This is a genomic window from Pedobacter sp. L105 (genome assembly GCF_009765875.1).
Taxonomy (GTDB): Bacteria; Bacteroidota; Bacteroidia; order Sphingobacteriales; family Sphingobacteriaceae; genus Pedobacter.
In genome coordinates, this window is sequence record NZ_LMUP01000002.1 from 79542 (window position 1) to 101497 (window position 21956).

Genomic DNA, 21956 nt, shown 5'->3' on the forward strand with positions numbered 1-21956 from the left:
ATCAGTCCATGTTTACAGCATTTGACAGGTATCATTTCATGTGCAAATCCTGGTGTTTTGAGCCGTACAGATTTTTAATTTTTCATCTATGCGGCTCAATAATTTTGTAACGATATTTTCTTTAGCAACTGCCAGGCAAACATACAGCACAGTTAGCATAGCACTGCGCCCGAGCTAAACTTAATTAAAAGATTGCCTGAACGCTAAGGGAGATTGGTTTGTTTTTGTCTTGAATAATTTACTGAAAGACTGTAAGTGTTTAAAGCCCAACTCATAAGCAATTTCACTGATTGAAAGTTCGGTAACGGATAACTTTTCTTTAGCTTTTTCAATCAGTTTATCATGAATATGTTGCTGGGCAGTCTTTTCTGTCAGCACACGTAATACATCACTTAAATACTTCGGTGAAAGATGTAATTGATCTGCCAGGTATTGAACCGTTGGCAGCCCTTTTGTAATCAGATCATCGCTATTGAAATAATCGTTAAGCAATATTTCCAACCTGTCGAGTATCTGGTGATTGGTTTTTTCGCGGGTGATGAACTGGCGATGATAGAATCTATCAGAATAGCTAAGCAGGCTTTCTATTTGCGCAAGAATGATCTGTTTACTGAACTTATCAATGTTGGAGTGGCATTCCCGCTGAATATTTTCAATGATATTGATCAGGATAGCTTCTTCTTTTTCTGACAAAAATAAAGCTTCATTTACGGAATAATCCCAAAAAGCATATTGCTTTATTGTTTTGGCTAAAGGCGAATTCCACAAAAAATCAGGATGAATAATTAATATCCATCCTGACTGTCTTATTTTTTCAGCTTTATTAATACTGGAAACCCCTATTACCTGATTCGGTGCCACAAAGGACATCATGCCTTCATCAAAATCATAAGATTGTTGCCCGTACTTTAATTTGAAATTCTGGGAATTAGAAATTCGTTTTACGGCAATGGCATAAAAATCATAAACCCAACTCATCGATTATTCCCTATGTGGATTCCCAACAGAATCAACCCTGACCACACTGATCAAAGGATGCTCCGCCTTAGGCAGTTGACTAAACTGCAGAAATTCACTTATCGTTTTGAAACGTTTCATCTGTTTTAATTTTCCTTTCTAACCTCCAGCACCAGTTTACCGCGCACGTGATAGGTTGCGCTTTCGCGATGTGCCTCGGCTACTTCTTCTAAAGGATATACTTTGCTGATAATGGCTTTAACCTTTCCCTCTTCAATCAGTTTGGTAGTTTCATCAAGTGATGAAGTGTAGGCAATGCCGCCGCCACCAACCAAAGTGCTTGTCACATCCTTTTCTGCCGATGCCTTTAGGACTTCATCGCTGATCGGAACATCAAGCTGGGTACACACAAATATACCACCCTTCTTCAATACCTGTACAGAATTTAATCGTGTATGGTTATCCCTAACAGGCGAAGCATTGAATACAAGGTCTATATTGCTCAGCAATTTGTCAAACTGCTGAGTTTTATAATCGATCACTTCATCGGCGCCAAGCTTTTTTAGAAAATCAAAGTTGTTTGCCGATGCTGTTCCAATTACATACGCGCCCTTTGCTTTTGCAAACTGCACCGCCAAATTGCCTACACCACCCGCAGCGCCATGAATAAGCACGCGGTGGCCTGGCTGTACTTTGCCCAGGTCAACGATACCATTCCAGGCGATAAGCGCACATGAAGGAATTGCCCCTGCCTCATTAAAAGATATATTCTCAGGCATTAAAGCAAACTGGCTTGCCTTAGCAGTCAGATATTCTGCGTAAGCGCCATCACCCGGAAAATTGGGCACGCCGTATACTTTATCGCCTTTTTTAAAACTAAGAACCTCGCTGCCAATTTCCTCAACAATACCGGCTGCATCCAGGCCCAAACCCATAGGCAATTTTAAAAAAGACCTTAAAAGATCGTTTCCACCCTGGCGGATGATATAGTCTGCGGGATTTACACTACTGGCATATACCTTAACCAGGATCTCATCAAGTTTAGGAACAGGACATTTTACTTCTTCCAATTTCATTACCTCCGGACCACCAAACTCATTAACTCTTATAGCTTTCATAGACATTTGTTTTTTACTGATACAAATTTCCACAATTGTCCTACAGCAGATTTAGCCTGAATACGGTTTGTTTTAGTCGAAATTACCGGGGATGAAATTCAACGATATCATCTTAGTGAACCAGAAGGTTTCGGTCCTGGTTGTGATCTCACTTAGACGCTGATCAAACAAGTTGACGGAAAGCTAAGGAACTGCTTTAAATGAATTTTGCCTTTTGAAATTAAGATGTGCACTATTATACTTCCCCTTAGTATTCCATACCGGCTGCAAACTTTTAAAAGCATTGCTAAATTGCAGCAATTCCAGTTGGTACGCGGGCAATTCCGATCCTGGAACCCTTAACATATCTGCCACGTCTTTCCCTAACAAATAGCGCATCAATCCGGTTATTTCACCGGCAGCTGCTTTGGAAGCATTTGCTGATGTGATATATTGTACCAATAATTGCGTTAACTCAGCTCCATGAGGAGAAACTTTAAACTGCCTTTTGCTGATCGCTTTTTCCAGTAGTTGAGCTTGCTTGCTGTCCTCGGGTATTAAATCCTGATCAAGTCCCAGCAAGTACCCAATTACATTCCATAGATGTAAGAACCCCTTTTGTTCTGTTTCACTGACAGCAAAACCTAACTTTCTTAACCCGCGGATCACGATGAGCGAAAAGGAGAGATTGGTACCCGCCATATCTTCCTGATTAATGGGCAACCCCCATCCATCCTGCCAATGACCACTTTTTAAGGTGTAAAATCGGGCCGCAGCGTGTGTCAGTCTTATTTTAAGGATACTTGCAAAACCTTTTCCATTGGCTGCAAATGCGTTTGGCGCCATTACATCCCAAACAAAAGTGGCTGTGTCTGTTAATCTTTTAGCGGTTTCATTTCGCATCCTGTCTGACAGGTAAAGAACCATTGCGCCATTGCTGGCGGTATAACAATAAGGAAGTGACAGCAAACCAAGCAGCGTCATGATGTTTTCTGCATGTTTTGCAAAAAACGCGGAACCGATTTCCATCAATAAACGGTTAGCCCATTGAGGTGATTCATTCGCTTTGCTAATAAAAGCCGATTGAGGATAAACAGCAACTAAATTCCGTAGATCAGTATTGTACCTGGTTTGGCTAAGTACATCACGGAAAATAGTTTTTTGCTGTGTATCAGTATCAGCAAAGACAGCTTGAATCAGCAGATCTGCAGGTGCATCAGCAAGCTGTCTTTTAGCCGTTAAAAATTCATTGGAATATCCCTCGTTCATCTATCAATTCATTAACTTGTTTCCTACTGTAAGTTACAAAAACAAACGTGAATTATTCCGAAATACTTTGTTCAGTAGAATTACTGTCAGGCTCTTTAAGAAGATCATTTAGTTTGTTTTTTAGCTGGATAATTTCTTCATTCTTTTGATTGAGAAATTCTTTCATCGCCCTCATCTGCAGCAATTCACTTTTCCTTTGTATGTACAATTCTGACAGTTCATGAGACAAAATATCAAACTTTTCATAAATTACAGAGATACCAAATCTCTTTTTTGGTTTTAATGACATTTCGGGCTGAGGGACGATTGTTGAAAATTATCTTTCGTGATTTATAGATGGACTTCCAAATTCTAAATAAATTCAATTAAATAAAACGGGTTAGAATATTTCAGACTATCAATAGAAAAAAAGTAAATATTTTAAAATAATGAAATTTGAGTTGGAACAAAAGATTGGCTTATTAATGTGTCCTCAAATAAAATCTGCTGTCCAATTATCTTTTTTAAAGAGAACATGAATTGTTGATGTGCATTTTCAAATATCAAAGTATCACCAATAAGCCCTATGCCTTTGCCAGAAATAGATTCAGGCTGTTCATTTGATATGTCTATTATATTAGTTTGTATAACATTATCTTGCAAATAATACTCATCAAGGAAGTTGTAAGATTGCCCCATAATTTGCTGTTCAAAAAGATCATTTATTCTGGCAATCACTCTCTCCAATATCGTCGACGCTTTTTTTAAATCAGTTCTATTTTTTAAATATTGCCTTTTTTGATCACTTCTCAAGGTTTCAGCGAGTTTGAGCTCTTTTGATATCTTTTCTTCAATGTCTCTTGCCTGATAAGCATTGTTACATTCAAATATTACTGTTGCTACTCTTGCCCCCTGTTCCAACCAACGTGTTAGATATCGTTTTTGCTGGGATATACCAACCTTTATCTGATGTTCATCGAATAATGCTAAATATACATTATGTGGCAATAGATTATATTCCCGTTGTTTTAAACTTAACTCCGAAACAGCGACATTATAAAATGAAGGATTAAAGCTATTGAATGTAAAACAGTCGTAACAGATACCTTCCTTTTTATTAGTCATGGAATTAACATGCGGACAAGGAAATGAATCAAACGTTCGTAAATCATAACGCCCGATACAAAATTTTGCTGGTAACGGTTTGATAGTAAAAGTGTGACCAATAATGTTTAAATGATAACGATTCACGAGCGTACCATCTATTTCATCAATAACGAAATATGGGCTGCCCGAATTAAAACCGTAACCTGAAAGCACTTTAATGATGTTTTCCATAAATTATATTACTAAATCCTGTAAAGTTCTGATCATCATCGCAATTACATGAATTCCCTCTGTCTTTAATTTTAACAAATCTCTATCCTGTTCTTTCTTCTTAATCTCGTCCCAAAATTCATCAAATTCTTCGGAAATTATGGCATAGCCTTCGTGTAAGGAATTTAGCTTTGTGGGAAACCTTTCTTTTGCACTTTGCAGCTCACTTTCAATCTCTAATATTAATTGTATATCAAATTCCTTTAACTGTTCTCTAGTAATCATAATATTTTATAAATCAAATTTTAGTATACGGAAATACTTATATCTTTCAATTTTCCTGGCTATAGCATAATTAGTATAGGTGAAGAAAGCGTCGTTTATAATATCAAACACTAAATCAAATCTCTCCACTATTACTTTCTGATTATTCTTCAATACCTTGTTAATATCATCCAGTAATTTTATGACTCGTTGATCTACAAAATACTTATTAAAATTTAAAAGTCGTGTACCATCCGTATTTCTGAAAATAGTCATGTTTTTTACTGCAACATGCATATTTTCAGAGTTGATATTTTTCTGGAGATCATCAGCAAACAGAACATATTGGAATTGGATAAGAAGCTCTTTAACATATTCAGAAAACTGCAAATAAATTAATAAGCTATTTTGTTGAATTTTTTCCTCAAGTATGATTAAATGCGCATAGTTAAAATAAGCTTCAGTATTTTTCATTACTTGAGGTATATCTAATCTGGCTATATCATTGATCACAAATTGTATAGTATTATTTAATCTCTGATCAGCATCATTAATTATTTGTTTTGCACAATCATCTTCAGCATAAATAATTTGAAAAGCATTTAAAACAGCAAATACCCGAGTCAAAGAGCCATAATACATTTCTTTTCTAAAACTTGATATAGTATAAACCTGAATATCCATTGGAAAATTGATCTCCTCACCATTATATTCTACATGGCTGATTAGAAAATGGGCGAGGAAATCTTGTGGATTATTTAGCAACACATCTTCTACAAGTACTACAAGGTCTAAATCAGAGCTCTTTCTCATTGTTGATGGATTAATTGAAGAGCCAATCAATAAAATTGTGTGGAACGATTGTAACGAAATATTCAATTCATCAGCAAATTTCTTGCAAATGAATTGTTGAGCAATTATAGTGAGGTCGTTATCAGTGAACATATTATCTTTAATTTGTGTATTGCGGTAAATATTATCGATTAACTAGTTAGCTGAAAAAGACCTTTATAAGCTTCTGAATCAATAGAGTTTCGTCCACAGTCTTCATAAAATGGTAAAAATCCATACTCAGAATAAATAGTCTGTAATTCTTTCCCCATTAGCAGTATTTGTTCTACGGTAGGTTTTGGAAAATTTTCTAACGGAGTTCCAGGATCCGTATGTAAAACGTTAATTACTGGTGACACCCCCATATCTGCCAAATAAGTAAGTCCGGATTTCAAACTTTCTAAAGGTTCAAGCCCACCAACCAAAATAGAATACACTTTATTTTTTCCTAATACACTTACAGCCTTCTCTAAAGCATCAAAAATATGCTGTCTACCACCAGTTTCAACTTTACCAGGACAATATTGCTCAAATAACTGTATATCAAAGACCTCGGTATTCATGGCAAGCCCTATATCAAGGTCTTTTAACTCTTCAAGTAATTCTAAGTTTTCAGGTGGATATACTATCAGATGGACGTCTATTTTTTTGCCAGAATCTCTCACGGCTCTTAAGATGGACTTTAAAAGTGAAGTATAATGTAGAAAACTTCTATCTCTATCTTTAAAATTCCCGCCGTTCAACATTACTTGTTTTGCTGGACATTCCTCATCTTGAAGAGCTAAAATTACGGACTCATAGATGAGATCTGGATTGATAGTTAATACAAAATCGGTGCCTTTATCTCTGTTCTGGCTTATTGAACAGTAATGACAAGGTTTGTTAATCTCAACCAGATGACATTTTCCATAGGCAAATATTCCTAATGATCCTCCACCATATAAGGTGACTATTTGAGATAGTTTCTGTTTATTTTCCAGAAGTTGTGAGTAGAAAGCGGGCTTTAATGGAAAAGAAACAATATGCTTGAAATAAGTATTTTTATTGATCAGAAAATATATATCATCCATATAATCTAATAACCATTCTGAATCAGTTTCTACATTTATAGAAACAATCAATCTAAGGTTTTCCGGATCAAGGTATAACTCTTGAGGTATTCTGACATGCCTCAACTCGACAGGGTCAGGGTTACCATAAGCTCTTCTCTTTTCTAAATATTTAACGCTAAAATTATTTATAAGATTTTCAGTCAGAGATATTCCTTTGGATAATAACTCTGCTTTAAGTTGGATTGGCGTATACATGCTATTTGCTATTTATAAGTTCCCAATTATGTTTATTTAGCCACAAGGCTACCTGTTTATCAATCAATAAATATTCTTCATCACTAATAACTGTCCGCAGTGATCTTAATTCTATGAGAAATTCCTCCACCAGCGAATCAAAATGATCACTTAATAAATCCACAAATAAAGTGTTTCTAATGGCCAAATCGGCATTTCTCCATTGCAGAGCTAAATTGGCAACTTGCTGTATTTCTGCTTTATCAGGCTCATGCAGAAGTCTTAAGTCGTTGTTTGCAACAGATAGCATTTTTCCTAATAAAGTATAAGAAAACCTTTTTATTTTCCTCCTGAGTTGTACGATCGACTGTCTTACGAATGCATTAGAGAATTTGATAATACTCTTTAGTAGATAATCAAGAGAAAAATTTCTATCCACCCATTTTTGTGCTGATGTGCTGATGATACCAATATCGGGATTGCGATAATGTGCGCTTCGCTTACCCATTGAAAATACATGTTCCTCAGCCAAACCTTCCTCTTCGACTAAACGCAAATATTTAGATCCTATCAGACTTTCCATGGAAACAAGCATATATGATATCTCAGTGAATAATTCAGCATTTGTGGTATGTTCTTCTACATAAGAATCATTAGAAACACAATCCAAAATTTGTTCTTCAGACAGAGAATTATTGGGCTTAAGTATAATGTCCTTTCTACCCTGGAATTTATAAGATAGGATCAACTCCTCCATGCTCATTAGCGGGTCAAATGTTATATATGTCAATCGTAATGGTACGCCAATCGTAGTTAAAATACGAACGGCAATAACATTCTGAAGGCATGTAGATTGTTTATCAAAACGTTTCAGTATACTGTCAACCCCAGACTCTACCCCAAAAAGCATTCTATCCAATCCCGTAGCCAAAAGATTCTTCCAGAAATTGATTTTTTTGATCTGCTTAACTTTATCTTCAGCCACCTTTAATGGTTTGTAAACCTGATCCACTCTCGTACTTGATTCAAACTTAAATCCATTTATAGATAGCAATTTTCCAATATGTAGAGCCCTCTTATGCACATCATCCTCTATAGTATTGTAACCAATAAACTCTTCATCAACTAAAAATATCTTAGGATTAATTTTTGGATATTGGTCAAACACAAGTCTGATGAAAGGCAGTATCTGTTCAATGTCTTGAGCTGCATCACCAGACCAGGCACCCTTATGTGCTCTTGGGCAAAATGAACAATGATAAGTACATCCTCTGCTGGACTCCAATTGCATCACCCCATTAAAGGCAAGTGTATCCTCCAGTAAATCGAGTTCTGGAACAATATATGTATTCTTGTCATCCTTTTTTTTAACCGTGGTAATGGTCTTGTCACCTTCTTTATAACTTATAAAGTTGACAGACTGCTTCTCGATTTGTCCATGCCAAAATGCTACAAGATCTTTCATGGTAGTCTCTCCATAACCTTTGGAGATAAGCGCGTAAGGAAAGTTGTTTAAGATTAAATCTGAGTTCAATGTAGATAGGCTTCCCCCTAAAATTATGAGTGGATTATAACCCGGTAGAATTGATATTTGATCAAGCAAATCATCAATAAGATCCTGCTGGCCGAAAGTTGCAGATATTCCGATAATTTCAGGTTTTTCAGCATTTATCTCATCAATTATTATTTTAATTGACTTATCGAATTGCATATCACATAAGTCAACTCTCCCCACAAAATTACTTCTTATTGCACCAGCAATATCTGAAATACCCAAAGGGAATCTTGGGAGGGGAAAATTATCTTTATGAAATAGAGAGATCAACTTTATATACGGAAATGTGATAAAATATATAAAATTTGAGGAATCCTTTACAGGAAATAGATAATGATCATCTATCTTAACTATGTTATCCAAAAAAACTGAGAAAGAATTTTTAAAATTTAATGGGATATCAATATTTTCAATTGGATAAAGTAGAAAGTCTTTTTCACTAATTTGGAAAATTGCACATCTAGTCAATAGGTCTCCAATAACGGCGAAAAAATATTTTATTGGATAAATCTTCCGAATTTCATCTTCCATCTTAGCCGCACATAAAAAATCTTTGTTTATTTTTTTTAGTGTGCTGTTCGAAATAAAATCTGTAATACAACGCATAATAATGAGAGTTAATTACGGTGAACTGATTACATAAATTTATCTAAATAAAAGATCTTATGCAAAATAAAATCAATATATATTATTGATTAGCAAACACTTATGAGACATTTGTCCTATAGACTTAAAGAGAATAATGTTTAGTATGTTTGTAACTAGAAATTAGAAAATGAAGTACCAGCATGTTTTTTTTGATTTAGATCACACCCTATGGGATTTTGAGAAAAATTCAGAATTGACGTTAAATAGGTTGTATACTGAATTTAAATTATGGGAATATGACATAGACAACTTTTTAGATTTTCATAATTGTTATGCAATTAATAATAATGAATTATGGAAAGAATTCCTGGATGGTCTTATATCACATGAAGATTTTCAGTGGAAAAGAATGTGGTTAACTTTGATGGACTATTACGTTGATGACATCGCTATGGCCTATCAACTGAATAACAGATTTCAAGCCATCCTGCCTACACAACGCGCGCTTATACCTTTTGCAAAGGATATGCTGGATTATTGTCAAGATCGTTATACACTACATTTATTAACTAATGGCACTCACGAGGTTCAATCATTAAAGCTGCAGAATTCCGGTATATTACCTTATTTCACCGAAATTATAACTGCAGATAAATGCAATGCTTTTAAACCTATGGGACAGATCTTTGATTATGCATTGAAAGTTACAAAGGCAACGGCGGAAGGTAGTCTAATGATAGGAGATTCATTAACAATTGACATTATTGGGGCTAAAAATGCAGGCTGGGATCAAGTTCTATATAATCCATTAAAAAAAGTCCATGCCGAGAATCCAACATTTGAAATACATAATTTAATTGAACTAAAAACTATTCTTTAATGCTCTGCCAAATTCATGCATTGGTGTAATTATAAAATGTATCACAGAAACGCACCTATTAAGGTGTGTTTCTGTGATACATTAGTTAGTTGTTCATCGCTGCTATTGCCTTTAAAATCCTGCATAACCGGGATTTTGTTTTAACTGGGGATTTGCTCCGAGTATATCATGTCCGATTGGAAATATAGCCGTATGATTATCACCATCCGGGGTTTTATCCCACCATGTTCCAGAATTGAATACACCCCAGCGAATAAGATCAGTCCTGCGTCTGTTTTCGCCTAAAAATTCGCGGCCCCACTCATCAAGCATTTCCTGATCAGTCAACTGGCTGCCATCTGCCTTGTATAAACTCGGTGAATTAGCGGGGTAGTTTCTTTGACGTACAGCATTTAAAAGTGCTGCAGCCCCCGGCTTGTCACCCGCTCTATATTTACATTCAGCCAGGGAATAATAAATTTCTGACAGCCGGATCTCTGCATAGGCAGAGGTGATCCTATTGGGGTCTGGCGTAGGATAAAGTGGATATTTTAGCATAAAAACACCAGAATTATGGTCTGCGTGATTCATATCAGACTCCTTATCCGCTATTTTACTGCCTGGTTTGGCATCTAAAAACATTCCCACCTGGTCGCGAATATACAAGGGATAATTTCCTTTATTTCCCTGTACAGTATCTGTTTTCATTACCCCGTTAACGTTATGCTGGTAGGGAAGATATCCGAATAAGAACATCCCCTCCCTGGTGCTATTACCCAAGTTTTTATACTTTTTAAGACGTAGATCGTCCGGGTATTTTTGAAACTTGACAAATGGTTTTCCCAACTGAAAAGAATACTCAACGCTGTCTACGTCTCTTCCAGGCTGCAGGGCATATTTAGGATTTGACTGTCCGAAATCGGTAAAGCCACAATAAAGCGGGGCAGCATCATAAGTCAGGCCCCAGAAATACATACCAGCATCATATTGCCAGTGCGTTCTGGCCAAAGTTCCGGGGAAGCCAAATATAGTTTCTGAGGCTAAGGAACTATTGGTATAATCAAATGGTGCATCCCAGCGGTTATCCAAAGTAAAAGCTCCATACTTTCCACTGATAATGTCCTGGCATAGCGTTGCACAATCTGCAAATTTATCTACACCAGTATAAACTTTTGAATTTAAATACAAACGGACAAGCAGCGAAGCAGCCCCTGCTTTTGTCCATCGTCCAATTCCGTTAGCCCCCAGACTTTCCCTTAAAGGCAAATCAGGTATGGATGCTTTTAATTCTGACTCTATGAAATTAAATGTTTCCTGTGGTGTAGACTGTTTACTGCCTGTGGTGGTGGTTTTTACATCCTGTATGATCTCAATATTTCTATAAAAGTCAAATGCCCGCAAGGTAAACCAGCAGCGCATAGTGCGCAACTCTGCCTTAAAATCTGCCAATTCCGTAGGTGTAACATTCAACTTTGCAGGATCACTGATACTTTCCATATCCTGTAAAGAATTGGTAGCATAAACTATACCCTGGTAAAATGCTGTCCAGGCGCCACTGGCAAATGCGTCTGTAGGTGTCCAGGTATGGTAATGCATCCGTTGAAAATAATTTCCATTTTGCCAGTCCCCCTGTCTGTTTACAGTTGCAAACTCATCGCTGCTATCTTCATTTACCGCAAAAATGTCATTACCCTGAATACTCCAGTAGCCATGTTCAAAGGATCTTAAAAAATCCCTGATCACATCATCTCTCCTGGTTAAAAAAGTACTGGCATCTACCTTGTCATAAACATGCTCATCTAACTTTGTACAAGCGCCGGCAACCATCATTAGCACCGCTGCGATGAAGCTGGTATATTTAACTATATTTTTATTTTTCATCTCTGTAATCATTAAAATTTAAAAGGTAGCTTGTAAGCCGAACAGCAACTGAAGCGTAGATGGATAGTAATTCAAACCAGTATTTACACCTGGTGTTAATCCGTTAACCTGCACCAGGTCGGGATCTCCGCCAGTGTATTTAGTGAAAGTATGGAGGTTTTTGCCCGTCACATAAATCCTGATATGATTGATAATCCTGGAAGCTATAGGATGCGAATAGCCTAAAGTAACATTGTCGATTTTCACAAAATCGCCAGGTTCCAAAAAGTAATCTGATGCAATGGAATTGGTTGAAGAATTAGTCAGTTTTGAATATTTGCTTTTACTATCGTAGGCCGACTTTAACACGTTGGCATCGGCCTGTGTACTGGGCGTACCAATATAAAAGGCATAATTGTTAAATATCTTATAATCAAACGCTCCTCTAAAAAAGACACTCAGGTCCCAATGTTTATAAGACAACGTATTCCCTAAAGACCCGGTAAATTTTGGTAACCCGTTGCCCACAATCTGCCTGTCGTCATTAGTAGCAACATTTGCGGGTACAATTTTTCCATCCTTAGTATAAACCAGTAAAGCGCCAGTTGCGTCTACTCCTGCTGATTTTAGCGTATAAAAATTGCCTATACTCTGGCCTTCCTGAATACGCTGAATTGGGCCCGGACTGCCTGGAGCGCTAAGTTCAGCCTGATCGATATATGGAGCCCCCTGGTAAATGGTATTAGAGAAGGATAAAAATTTATTTTTATTATAAGCTCCTGTTAAGGTGATGGTATAACTAAAATTGCTTGTTTTGACAGCGGTAGCGTTTAGCGCAATCTCAAACCCCGAATTTCTCATTGTTCCTACATTTGCAAAAGTTTGCGACTGCGAGTTTGGAGGTAAGGGCACATTATAATAGCCTAATAAGTTTTTGTCGGTTTTTACATAATAATCCAGTGACCCATTAATTCTGCGGTTAAATAACGAAAAATCTATTCCTGCATTAAAATTGACTGCTTTCTCCCAGCTCAGATCTGGATTTACATTTGTTGCAGGCCCATATACCTGATAAACTGTTCCGTTGAAAGGAAAATAACCATATCCGCCATACAATAACAGGGATTGGTAGCTGCCGAAATCCTGATTGCCGGTAACACCATAATCCGCACGCAACTTAAGTTCGCTTAGCCATGAGCTGCTACCTTTAAGAAAATCCTCTTCAGATACCCGCCAGGCGGCTGAGGCGGCAGGGAAATTTCCCCATTTATCATTTAAACCGAATTTAGATGAACCTTCACGCCTTAAACTGGCAGTAAAGAGATATTTATTGTCAAAATCATAATTCATTCTTGAGAAAAAGGAGATCAGCTTGGAGCTGTTTTGGGTTGAACCTACTGCTCCCTGCCCCTGCCCTGCTGCCCCACCATTATAAAGGCCAGAGTTTAAGTTGTTCCAGGTATAGGTATCAAAAGGAAAATCAAAGTTCTGGGCATAAAATTCCTGGTAATTATAGGCGGAAAATGAATAACCTCCCAGAAGTTTAAAATGGTTTTTTCCTATGTTTAAAGCATAGTTACCTGTCCATTCGATGTTTTTCTGATCGGTTTCAACCTGTTCCTGCTCTGCATAATTTGTTTGTGTGGTTTGACCTGAATGCTCAATTGTAGTCCGTATAGACGGACTGAAGTTCAGGTTTTTAACCGACTGGCTTATTTCAGATACCGTTACCGTAGTAGACAGGTTTTTAAGGATGTTTACCTTAAATGAGCCATTGATATCCAGCTCCTTGATTTCCGCTTGTGAGAGATTAACTTTGGCGTTTTCTACAGGGTTATTTGAAAAGAACCCGGTATTAATAAAGTTATATCCTCCAGCAGGTGTATAAATGGGAATTGTTGGATTTAAAGTAAGTGCATTGTTAAAATTCCCCTGGTCTGCGTTACTTGTTTTCATGTATCGCGGTGCCACGGTCAGGCTCGCCTCATATATATTATTTTTATCCTTGTGATTGATATTGACCCGCGTACCATACTCTTGTTTGTGAGCCCTGAGGTCAACTCCATCTGCATTCCTGTAATCTGCACTTGCAAAGTAATTCGTTTGTCCTGATCCTCCACTAAGTTGTAAAGTATGTTTTTGTGTAAAGGCAGGTGATCTGCTTACCGCATCCATCCAATTGGTGTTTCCACCATAATTTTGTCCCTGTTTGTTATCTACCCTGTCTTTGATAAAATCATCAGTAGACAGCACGGGAAGCTGATTGGTTAGGTAATCAAAGCCGGTGTAACCCTCATATAATATATTTGACTGCGATGTACCTTTTTTTGTTGTAATAATAATAACGCCATTGCTTCCCCGGGTGCCATAAATAGCCGATGCAGCCCCACCCTTTAATACGTCAATCGATTCAATATCATTTTGATTGATGTTATCGATGTTCCCACCGGGTACGTTATTGATTACATACAAGGGGCCCAAACCTGCACTTCGGGAAGAAACTCCCCTCAATTGAACCGTAGGTGTAGAATTAGGATCGCCGGTAGCCGTATTGGTGATGGTCAACCCGGCAACTTTGCCCTGTAAGGCCATCAATGGGCTGTTACTCGCAACAGACAGCAGCTCTTTTGATGAAATGTGTGTGATGGCACTAGACACCTCTTTCTGATTTAAGGTACCATAACCCACATTAACAATAACCACTTCACTGAGTGAGTTTGATTGCTGTGTTAATGCTATATTGATAGTTGTTTTGTTTGCTATCTGGATTTGCTGAGCGTTGTAGCCTACAAAGCTAAAAGTAAGCATGGTTACCTTATCAGATAAGCTGATTATAAAGTTTCCGTTAGCATCTGTTGTTGTACCTGTACCTTTACCAGCAATTGATACGCCCGGCAGAGGTTTTCCGGTTAGCGAGTCTATCACCTTCCCTGCAACTGACCGGTTTTGCGCAAGTACGGGTGTTCGGCAAGCGAGCATAAAAATGATAAAGCAAAAAAATAGTAGAATTTTTCTTTTCATATGGATTAAATATTTGGTTAGCAAAGCCAATAAATCGATTTAAGGAACATAGCAGCGATTGCCAAAATTCTACATCCGACCTGACATTTATTGGTAAGTCAAATTAGCGAGGATTTTGTAAGCATTACACCAGAATTTCAGATCTGCCTGTTAAAATCCAACACAAAAAATAATTAACATATTACATATCAAATATTTATATAAAAATTGGCAAGCAAAAATCTAAACTTTTAGACCGGGATTTCAGTAAGACTGAATGGAAACATGGGTTTTAGGATAATTATAATCCATCTAATATCATTTAATTGTTAAACGTATATTTAAATGATTAAACTTTAAAAATATATTGAGCCTGCATTCCCGCTCATCCAGGAGTGGTTACAAGCGCAGAGTCAATATTAAGATAGACCACAAAAACATGATCCGTATATTCTTTTTTTCCTGTTTTATTTTGTTGCTGCATACACAAAATTGTTTGGCAACATGTTCCTCGTCAGACAGTCTGTTAAACGTGTTAAAAACAGAAATTAGCAGAGAGCAGCACTACGACCTACAAAAGCAGAGTCAGATTCTAAAACTAAAACACCGGTTCCTTAACAATGACCATGCTGGTTACAAGAGCAGTTATCAGCAAGATTCCCTCCTATTTGAAGAATACAGGTCATTTAAATACGATTCTGCCTTCATTTATGTAAACAGAATGATCAATCTTTCCGGGTTTTATCAAAGCAAATCTAACGTGATCAAAAGCACAATTGCACTTGGAACTATTTTATTGAACTCCGGGATGTATAAAGAAGCATTTGATCAACTGGAAAAAATAGATACCAATGGGATGACAACCCGCCTCCAATCCGATTATCACATATTCCGGGCCCGATTATATCATGGTATAGCCGAATATGACAATGATGCGGTATATTCAAAAGTTTATCTTGAAAAATCAGAGAGTGATTTTAAAAATGTACAATCCGCTGGTCCGGCTAACCACTTTGAAAAAGTAATTGATCTTGCGTTCAATGCCGACCCGGTTAAACAGAAGAGGTTAACTGCCGATTTTTTCTTTAATTTTTTAACCCATAACAATTTGACTGACCATAATTTAGCTATGGCCTCTACCAGAGTTAGCTTTGCTTTTACTGGTGAAGACAAAATTCGTTTTCTTACACTTGCTGCCATAAATGATATCCGGTCGTCAACAAAGGAAACGACGGCAATTTTGATGCTTGGACAGGAATTATTTAAATCAGGAAATTCTAAGGACGCTTATTTTTGTATCCAGCAAGCGATAAAAGATGCTAAATTTTACGGTGCAAGAGGGCATCAGGTACAAATAGAAGCGATTTTACCAATCATCGCTGGTAAACTCCTGGCTGAAAAGCAATTGGAAAGGGATAAGTTTTTGATTTGTTTTTTACTCATTTCATTTACTGCCGCCGCACTATTTCTTGTACTATTTATTTTCCACAAACAAATTCTTCGTATTAAGGCCCATGAATTGGTTATCAGCAGAAAAAATAATGAATTACAAGAGGTAAATGAGAAACTTTGGGAGTCTTCCCGTATAAAAGAGGAATTTATTGGCCTGTTTTTTAAAAGCTGTTCCACACATATTGAGACCATCGAGAAGATGAAACGTAAAATTCAACACAATATGAAGCTGGAAAATTACCAGCAAGTACATATCCTTTTAAACAACGTTCAAATTGAAAGAGAAAGGGCAAAACTAAATGAAACCCTCGACACTATGTTTTTGACCTTATTCCCGAATTTTATATCTTCATTTAATATGCTGCTGCATGAGAAAGATCAGCTCTGGCCAAAAGCGGGTGAAACACTGAATGCCAGCCTGAGAATATTTGCCCTGATAAGATTGGGAATAAATGAGCTTGAAACCATTGCAAAAATCCTCAATTACAGTGCGAGTACGGTATATACTTACAAAGTGAGAATAAAATCCAAAGCACTTGTGCCCGCAGAAGATTTTGAAAAAAAAATAATGGAAATCAAATTTACTGATGGCAGATATCCGGGATAATTTAAATTCGCCACATCTATATCGCACATAAGCCATAAAAACACAGCGCTAACTCATTATGTGATATCAAAACACTCCAACCGCTTAATTGGGATGTTTTGAATTTGCGTTACACATTAAAATCGGCTATTTTAAAATTTCTTCTAATACCTTTTTACCATTCTGATTCGCCGGGTTTAATAACATTGATTTTTGGTACATTTTAATAGCTTCCTCTTTTCTTCCCATTTTTAAGAGAATTTCTCCGTAGCTATCAAATGTATTCCAGCTAGAAGGGAATAATTCAGAATTCAACTTAAATACATCCAAAGCATAATCATTCTGGTTATTTGCCATAAATTCATAACCGATTAAATTCAATTCATTTTCATCAAAACTATACATCAGCGTGTTCTGTTTAAGCATTGTCAGTTTATTTCTAGCTTCAGCAATCCCTGATTTTAATAGTATGGTGCTATAAGTTCTGGCACCACTCTTTGTCGGTTGAGTTATATTTATCCCATTTAATATTTTTAACACATCATTTGATAGCGGAATCACATTATTCCCTGTATTGTCAATGAGGATGATGGTCTGATGCTGTGTTAAATTTCTTACCAGAATTGACCGCAGGCCGGGTAAACCTCCATCATGCCTGACAATTTTTTCATTTATGGTATCGGCTTTCATTATCCATCCAAGTCCATATTTTTGTATATTATCCTGTCCATTAGTAAGTTTGACAGGTGTAAAAGCCAAATTCATTGATTCTTTACATATTAAAACATCATTTTGTAAAGCCTGGTCATATTTTAGCAAATCAGCTGCAGTACTAATGGCATCACCATGTCCATGAAAATTAAAATGAAGTATTCCCTTATTTCCGTGGAACTCTGCTGTTGTATCAGGTTCTTCCAGTTCATATGAATAGGTATGTTTAAAACTATATAATTTGGAAAGATCCTGATCTTTTCGCTTGAAAAATTCAGACAGAGAGCTGCGAGACATTCCTGCCGGCTGAAAAATATTTTTTTGAAGGTACTCGTTATAAGACAAACCAGAAATTTTCTCAATGACTATAGCCAATATATTAAAGTTTACATTATTGTATTGAAAATCTGAACCTGGCTGAAATGATAGCGGTAATTTAGCACCAATGAGGGTTGGAAGAAGATCTTTATTCGTAAAAACCGTATCAGGATGTCTGCTAATTATCGAAAAAAAAAGATCATCATATATAGGCAAACCCGATGTATGAGATAATAGGTTTTTAAGTGTTAACGTTGGATAGGGAAAATCAGGAAGATATTTGATTACCAAGTCATTTATTTCTAGTTTCCCTTTATCCCTCAATTGCAAAATAGCGGTTGAAGTGATTGTTTTGGTAATCGACGCAATAGGAAAACTTGAATTGCTGTTGTTTAATCTTTTATTTGGAAAATCGGCATAACCAAATGATTTTTCATAAATGATTTTTCCATGGTCAGCGATGAGCACATTTCCATTAAACTGTTGATATTCATACAGTTTTTTGAAATATTGGTTTAATGATTCGATCTTATTTTGAGCGACAGAATTTAGAGCTGATAAAAACAGCCATAGAAAAAAGCAGATTTTTGTTTTCATGATATTGATTAGATATTTCTTATAAGATGATTAATCTCATAATTAGTTGCATCTAATTAGACGCCAATCGGAGAATAAAACATAAACCGCTTGTAATTAACGTATTAGTAATAAACAAATAAATAGATGTTCACTATTGAATATCAGATGACCAAAAACGCACATTTTATTCAATCATTTTAAAATATATTCTTCTTATTATAATATCATTGGACATCTGAGATCAATAAATTACAATTAATATACTAACCTGACTACAGGTTACAGACATTTTGTATCCGCATAGTAACTAGCTACACCCAAATTGATATTTATCCTAATCATTTAATTTGTATATTGAATCATGAAATATTTCTATTTGATTCTTAGCATTCTATTAGTCCTTGTTTGGTTAGTGGAATCGATCAATATCATTGAACTAAATAAAATTACAAAAATCATTCTAGTTGTGGTATTTAGTATCCAATTAGTATTAGGAATTCTTTTATTCAAAAAAAACACACCAAGCCAGTAAAGAACTTCATTTTTAGGCGCTTATCTACCTGATATGAAAATTAAACTTCTAACTATTTTTTTAAACAAGGTCGGTTCTTTCCCGGCAGACCACCGTGCAACTGTTGAGATAAACAGTCAGAGATTTCTAGGTGGTATTTTCAAATTAACTCCTATTACAGATCTATATATCCTAATGTAGGATACAATTGTTTGAAATCTATATGCTTATATACAAACATGCTTTTTCCGCATATTAACTGGCTTAGGATAACGTTGCCTTTAGCTATGATAGGGGTGATATCCCCTGTACTTTACCTGATTTTGAAAAGCAAAAAGTAAACACTCCAACCTCAGAATTGGAGTGTTTGATTTATAAGCTTTTCAATATCTCCTTGAATTCTTTAGTTTTCACTACAGAACGCGCATCAAATAATATCGTTCCATAATCATCATGAAACCTATCTCCATAACATTTAAACAGGGTAATGATCATTTTATCCCGCAAAACTGTATTGTTTACTTTCTTGATCCTTTCATAAACAATCGGATAATTCACAGTAGCAAAATCTATTAAGACCATTGTTCTTATTTTTTCAATCAGAAACAGGGCATATTCCTTTGAATCGCATAACACGCCATCCGGAATATTGCTCACAAAATCGAGTTTATACTTGTCAGAAAAGCTTTTTGCTAAAGCTTTAAAGCCTGCTGTATCTTTTTTTGACAGCTGATCAAACAACTTAACCTGCAGATCTGAAAAGATGTATTTACCTATACTTCCGAGTACATCAGTGTGTAATAAGTGATAAGAATAATCAGACATTTCTGGCTGGTACTTTTCTATGAGATCATAGAGCAGGTTAGTATACCTGAATGACTGGTTGTCCTTGTGATACTGATTGTCTTTTGTGAACTCTGGCGACACTTTTACGGTATCCGTTTCCACCGCATATAAAAATTCATTCTGGCATCTGTACTTTCCAGAAGCACGGCCAGAAAAATCAAGATCATAAATATTTGGGACATCAGTTTTACGTACAGTTATTTTAATATGGTCGCCAGGTTCAAAGTGGAATTCCCTGGCTATTGTTACATCCATTAGGTAACCGGTGAGCAATAAGGAGAAATATAAAGGTTTGGATTGATCTTTCAGTTCGAAGGTGTAAGCATTGCCAGTGTTAAATTTAGGCTGTATTTCTGTTTTTGTGGTATTTGACAAACCATAAGGGTTTATTCCCTTCTCATATACCACTAGAAAAGGTTTGCTGCTTACCCCCTCTTCTAAAACAACTTCAAATACTACATTCTTTTTAACAGGCGATGTAACGATAACCTGATTGGCTTTTGTAATTACACTTAATAAAACCAGTGTAGAAGTTATATTTAATATGGAATTCATCTGTTTTCTTTTTAAGGTTTATTAATCAGCGGTTCATCTTGATATTTTAAGTGAACTTTTGTGTAGGTGACGGCAACGAGCAGCCATGATGATGAGCTTAGCTGTATTTTTCGATTGTGCCATTGCAGGGCGGTTTAAGCAAGAATTACTCAGTAGAATCAGGAAAGCTAATACTCCATTAACAGACGATATCTTTAGGCATAATAAGCCCATTAAGCGGTTTTTTGCTTTCATTTTTTGAGATTTTAAATTTTATTTGGAGGATTTAGAAGGTCTTGTAATAGGTAAGAAATAGTATCAAAATGCACAGCGGCCGGTATGTATTACCAGTAACCAACCTAAATGCCCGGCCGCTTGTGCATTCATCTTCAGTCTGGTGGTTTGATGATGTTTTTAAATGAATGGATCGGGTTAATTTGCATTGTGGTATATATTTAGTTGACCAGAATTGTTAGGGCTGGCTTTCCCCTCTCCTATTTCCTTTTTTTAATTTTTGGACATAGGAAGGCCTTTAGGATAACATCCTTGTTTTTAATTTATTGATGAGTAAAAAATTAGATTAGAAATGAAAGGTTAAGTGGGCGGCTTAAAGTGTAGAGGAGATTTGGTTTTAGTTGAATTGAAAACGCGAAACAACATGGAAAGTCCTGCGTAATACTTTCCGGCATTCAAAACGCTATTAAAAAAGAATACACTGTGAGTTTGATTTTCCATTGCTTTACGTTTTAGGGCATTGAGCAAGGAAACCTGTAAGGGGAGCAAAAATGAAATATGGTCGCTCCCCGTACGCATCAACACCCCGTGAGAGAGGCGAGAACGAATTCTCTTAGCAAGCAGTACGGAGAACGCCCATATCCCTAAACACAAAGGTAAGGAAATTGGGCATTTTATCATCCGTAACTTTGCTTGCTTATAGATTCTCACGTCTGTTGATGCAAAGTTTCTTTGATAGAATACCATCAATAATTATAATGTGCTTCAGTCTCTCAGACTTAATCACTACAATACAAATATACAGATTATTTCGATAAAATATCACAAAACAAAACTTATTTTATTTATAATTATTATTAAAGGTGAGATAAATAATATTATTAGAAATTCAATAATTTGATGCCTTAAAGGTTATTTAAAAAAAAGACGTGAAACCTGCTTAAACGGTTTAATATTTAAATTTCGGCCTTAAAATAATCTTCAACTACTGTTAGCTTTATAAATAACTCCAGTACTTCCAGCATCAGCTCTACATTTTCTCCAGTATACAGATGGTACAATCTTTCTATTTTAGCTTCACTTCTTATTCTGATCATTTTAAAAATAAACCTGCTGACTAATTCTTTATTATTACCAGCTTGGTTGATGAACTCATTAAGGTTTTCCAGAGAAGCAACCCATGAAAGACACTCTGAACAGTTCAAGTTCTTTCTCAGATCACCGTCCTGATATTTAGAGTTCGCAAGAAAAACAAAAATCCCTTCCCTGCTTTCTGTACTATACAAACGATACTTGATGGTATACAAATCTTCCATAAGATCC

General features: G+C 36.2%; 16 protein-coding genes. 2 read left to right on the forward strand and 14 right to left on the reverse strand.

Features of this window, described 5'->3' with window-relative positions; all coding sequences use genetic code 11:
• Positions 1-180: 180 nt before the first annotated feature.
• The 9 genes from GSQ84_RS01575 to GSQ84_RS01615 form a co-directional block, all read right to left on the reverse strand.
• Entirely contained in the window at positions 181-978 is a 798-nt protein-coding gene (locus tag GSQ84_RS01575; protein ID WP_371416345.1) for a helix-turn-helix domain-containing protein, read from the reverse strand.
• Positions 979-1103: 125 nt separating this feature from the next.
• Entirely contained in the window at positions 1104-2075 is a 972-nt protein-coding gene (locus GSQ84_RS01580; protein ID WP_158795499.1) for an NADP-dependent oxidoreductase, read from the reverse strand.
• A 183-nt stretch (positions 2076-2258) separates the two neighbouring features.
• A complete protein-coding gene (locus GSQ84_RS01585; protein ID WP_158795500.1) occupies positions 2259-3323 on the reverse strand; it encodes an oxygenase MpaB family protein in 1065 nt (354 codons plus the stop codon).
• A 52-nt stretch (positions 3324-3375) separates the two neighbouring features.
• The gene (locus GSQ84_RS01590) at positions 3376-3612 is read right to left on the reverse strand and encodes a hypothetical protein (RefSeq protein ID WP_158795501.1); all 237 of its coding nucleotides are present in this window, start codon (positions 3610-3612) and stop codon (positions 3376-3378) included.
• A gap of 131 nt (positions 3613-3743) precedes the next feature.
• Entirely contained in the window at positions 3744-4640 is an 897-nt protein-coding gene (locus GSQ84_RS01595) for a DUF2797 domain-containing protein (protein WP_158795502.1), read from the reverse strand.
• 3 nt (positions 4641-4643) lie between these two features.
• Positions 4644-4904, reverse strand: coding sequence for a hypothetical protein (locus GSQ84_RS01600; RefSeq protein WP_158795503.1), 261 nt, complete (start codon positions 4902-4904; stop codon positions 4644-4646).
• A gap of 6 nt (positions 4905-4910) precedes the next feature.
• On the reverse strand, positions 4911-5696 hold the full coding sequence (locus GSQ84_RS01605; RefSeq protein WP_158795504.1) for a hypothetical protein: 786 nt from the start codon (positions 5694-5696) through the stop codon (positions 4911-4913).
• Positions 5697-5866: 170 nt separating this feature from the next.
• Complete coding sequence (locus tag GSQ84_RS01610; protein ID WP_158795505.1) at positions 5867-7021, reverse strand: radical SAM protein; 1155 nt, start codon at positions 7019-7021, stop codon at positions 5867-5869.
• Position 7022: 1 nt separating this feature from the next.
• Positions 7023-9161: a radical SAM protein gene (locus GSQ84_RS01615; RefSeq protein ID WP_158795506.1), complete on the reverse strand. Its 2139-nt coding sequence runs from the start codon at positions 9159-9161 to the stop codon at positions 7023-7025.
• Positions 9162-9330: 169 nt separating this feature from the next.
• On the opposite strand from GSQ84_RS01615, the gene GSQ84_RS01620 reads away from it, so the two are divergent.
• Entirely contained in the window at positions 9331-10023 is a 693-nt protein-coding gene (locus tag GSQ84_RS01620; protein ID WP_158795507.1) for a YjjG family noncanonical pyrimidine nucleotidase, read from the forward strand.
• 111 nt (positions 10024-10134) lie between these two features.
• On the opposite strand, the gene GSQ84_RS01625 is transcribed toward GSQ84_RS01620, so the two are convergent.
• Together GSQ84_RS01625 and GSQ84_RS01630 are read right to left on the reverse strand one after the other, a co-directional pair.
• Complete coding sequence (locus GSQ84_RS01625; protein WP_158795508.1) at positions 10135-11883, reverse strand: RagB/SusD family nutrient uptake outer membrane protein; 1749 nt, start codon at positions 11881-11883, stop codon at positions 10135-10137.
• Between the two features lie 18 nt (positions 11884-11901).
• Entirely contained in the window at positions 11902-14841 is a 2940-nt protein-coding gene (locus GSQ84_RS01630) for a SusC/RagA family TonB-linked outer membrane protein (protein WP_254070759.1), read from the reverse strand.
• A gap of 553 nt (positions 14842-15394) precedes the next feature.
• On the opposite strand from GSQ84_RS01630, the gene GSQ84_RS01635 reads away from it, so the two are divergent.
• A complete protein-coding gene (locus GSQ84_RS01635) occupies positions 15395-16921 on the forward strand; it encodes a DUF6377 domain-containing protein (RefSeq protein ID WP_158795510.1) in 1527 nt (508 codons plus the stop codon).
• A 126-nt stretch (positions 16922-17047) separates the two neighbouring features.
• Here the strand turns inward: GSQ84_RS01635 and GSQ84_RS01640 are convergent, their stop codons facing one another.
• From GSQ84_RS01640 to GSQ84_RS01650, 3 genes are all read right to left on the reverse strand, one after another.
• A complete protein-coding gene (locus GSQ84_RS01640) occupies positions 17048-18526 on the reverse strand; it encodes a serine hydrolase (RefSeq protein WP_158795511.1) in 1479 nt (492 codons plus the stop codon).
• Positions 18527-19391: 865 nt separating this feature from the next.
• Positions 19392-20420, reverse strand: a complete 1029-nt coding sequence (locus tag GSQ84_RS01645; RefSeq protein ID WP_158795512.1) for a hypothetical protein — start codon at positions 20418-20420, stop codon at positions 19392-19394.
• Positions 20421-21589: 1169 nt separating this feature from the next.
• Entirely contained in the window at positions 21590-21949 is a 360-nt protein-coding gene (locus GSQ84_RS01650; RefSeq protein WP_158795513.1) for a hypothetical protein, read from the reverse strand.
• Positions 21950-21956: the final 7 nt, after the last annotated feature.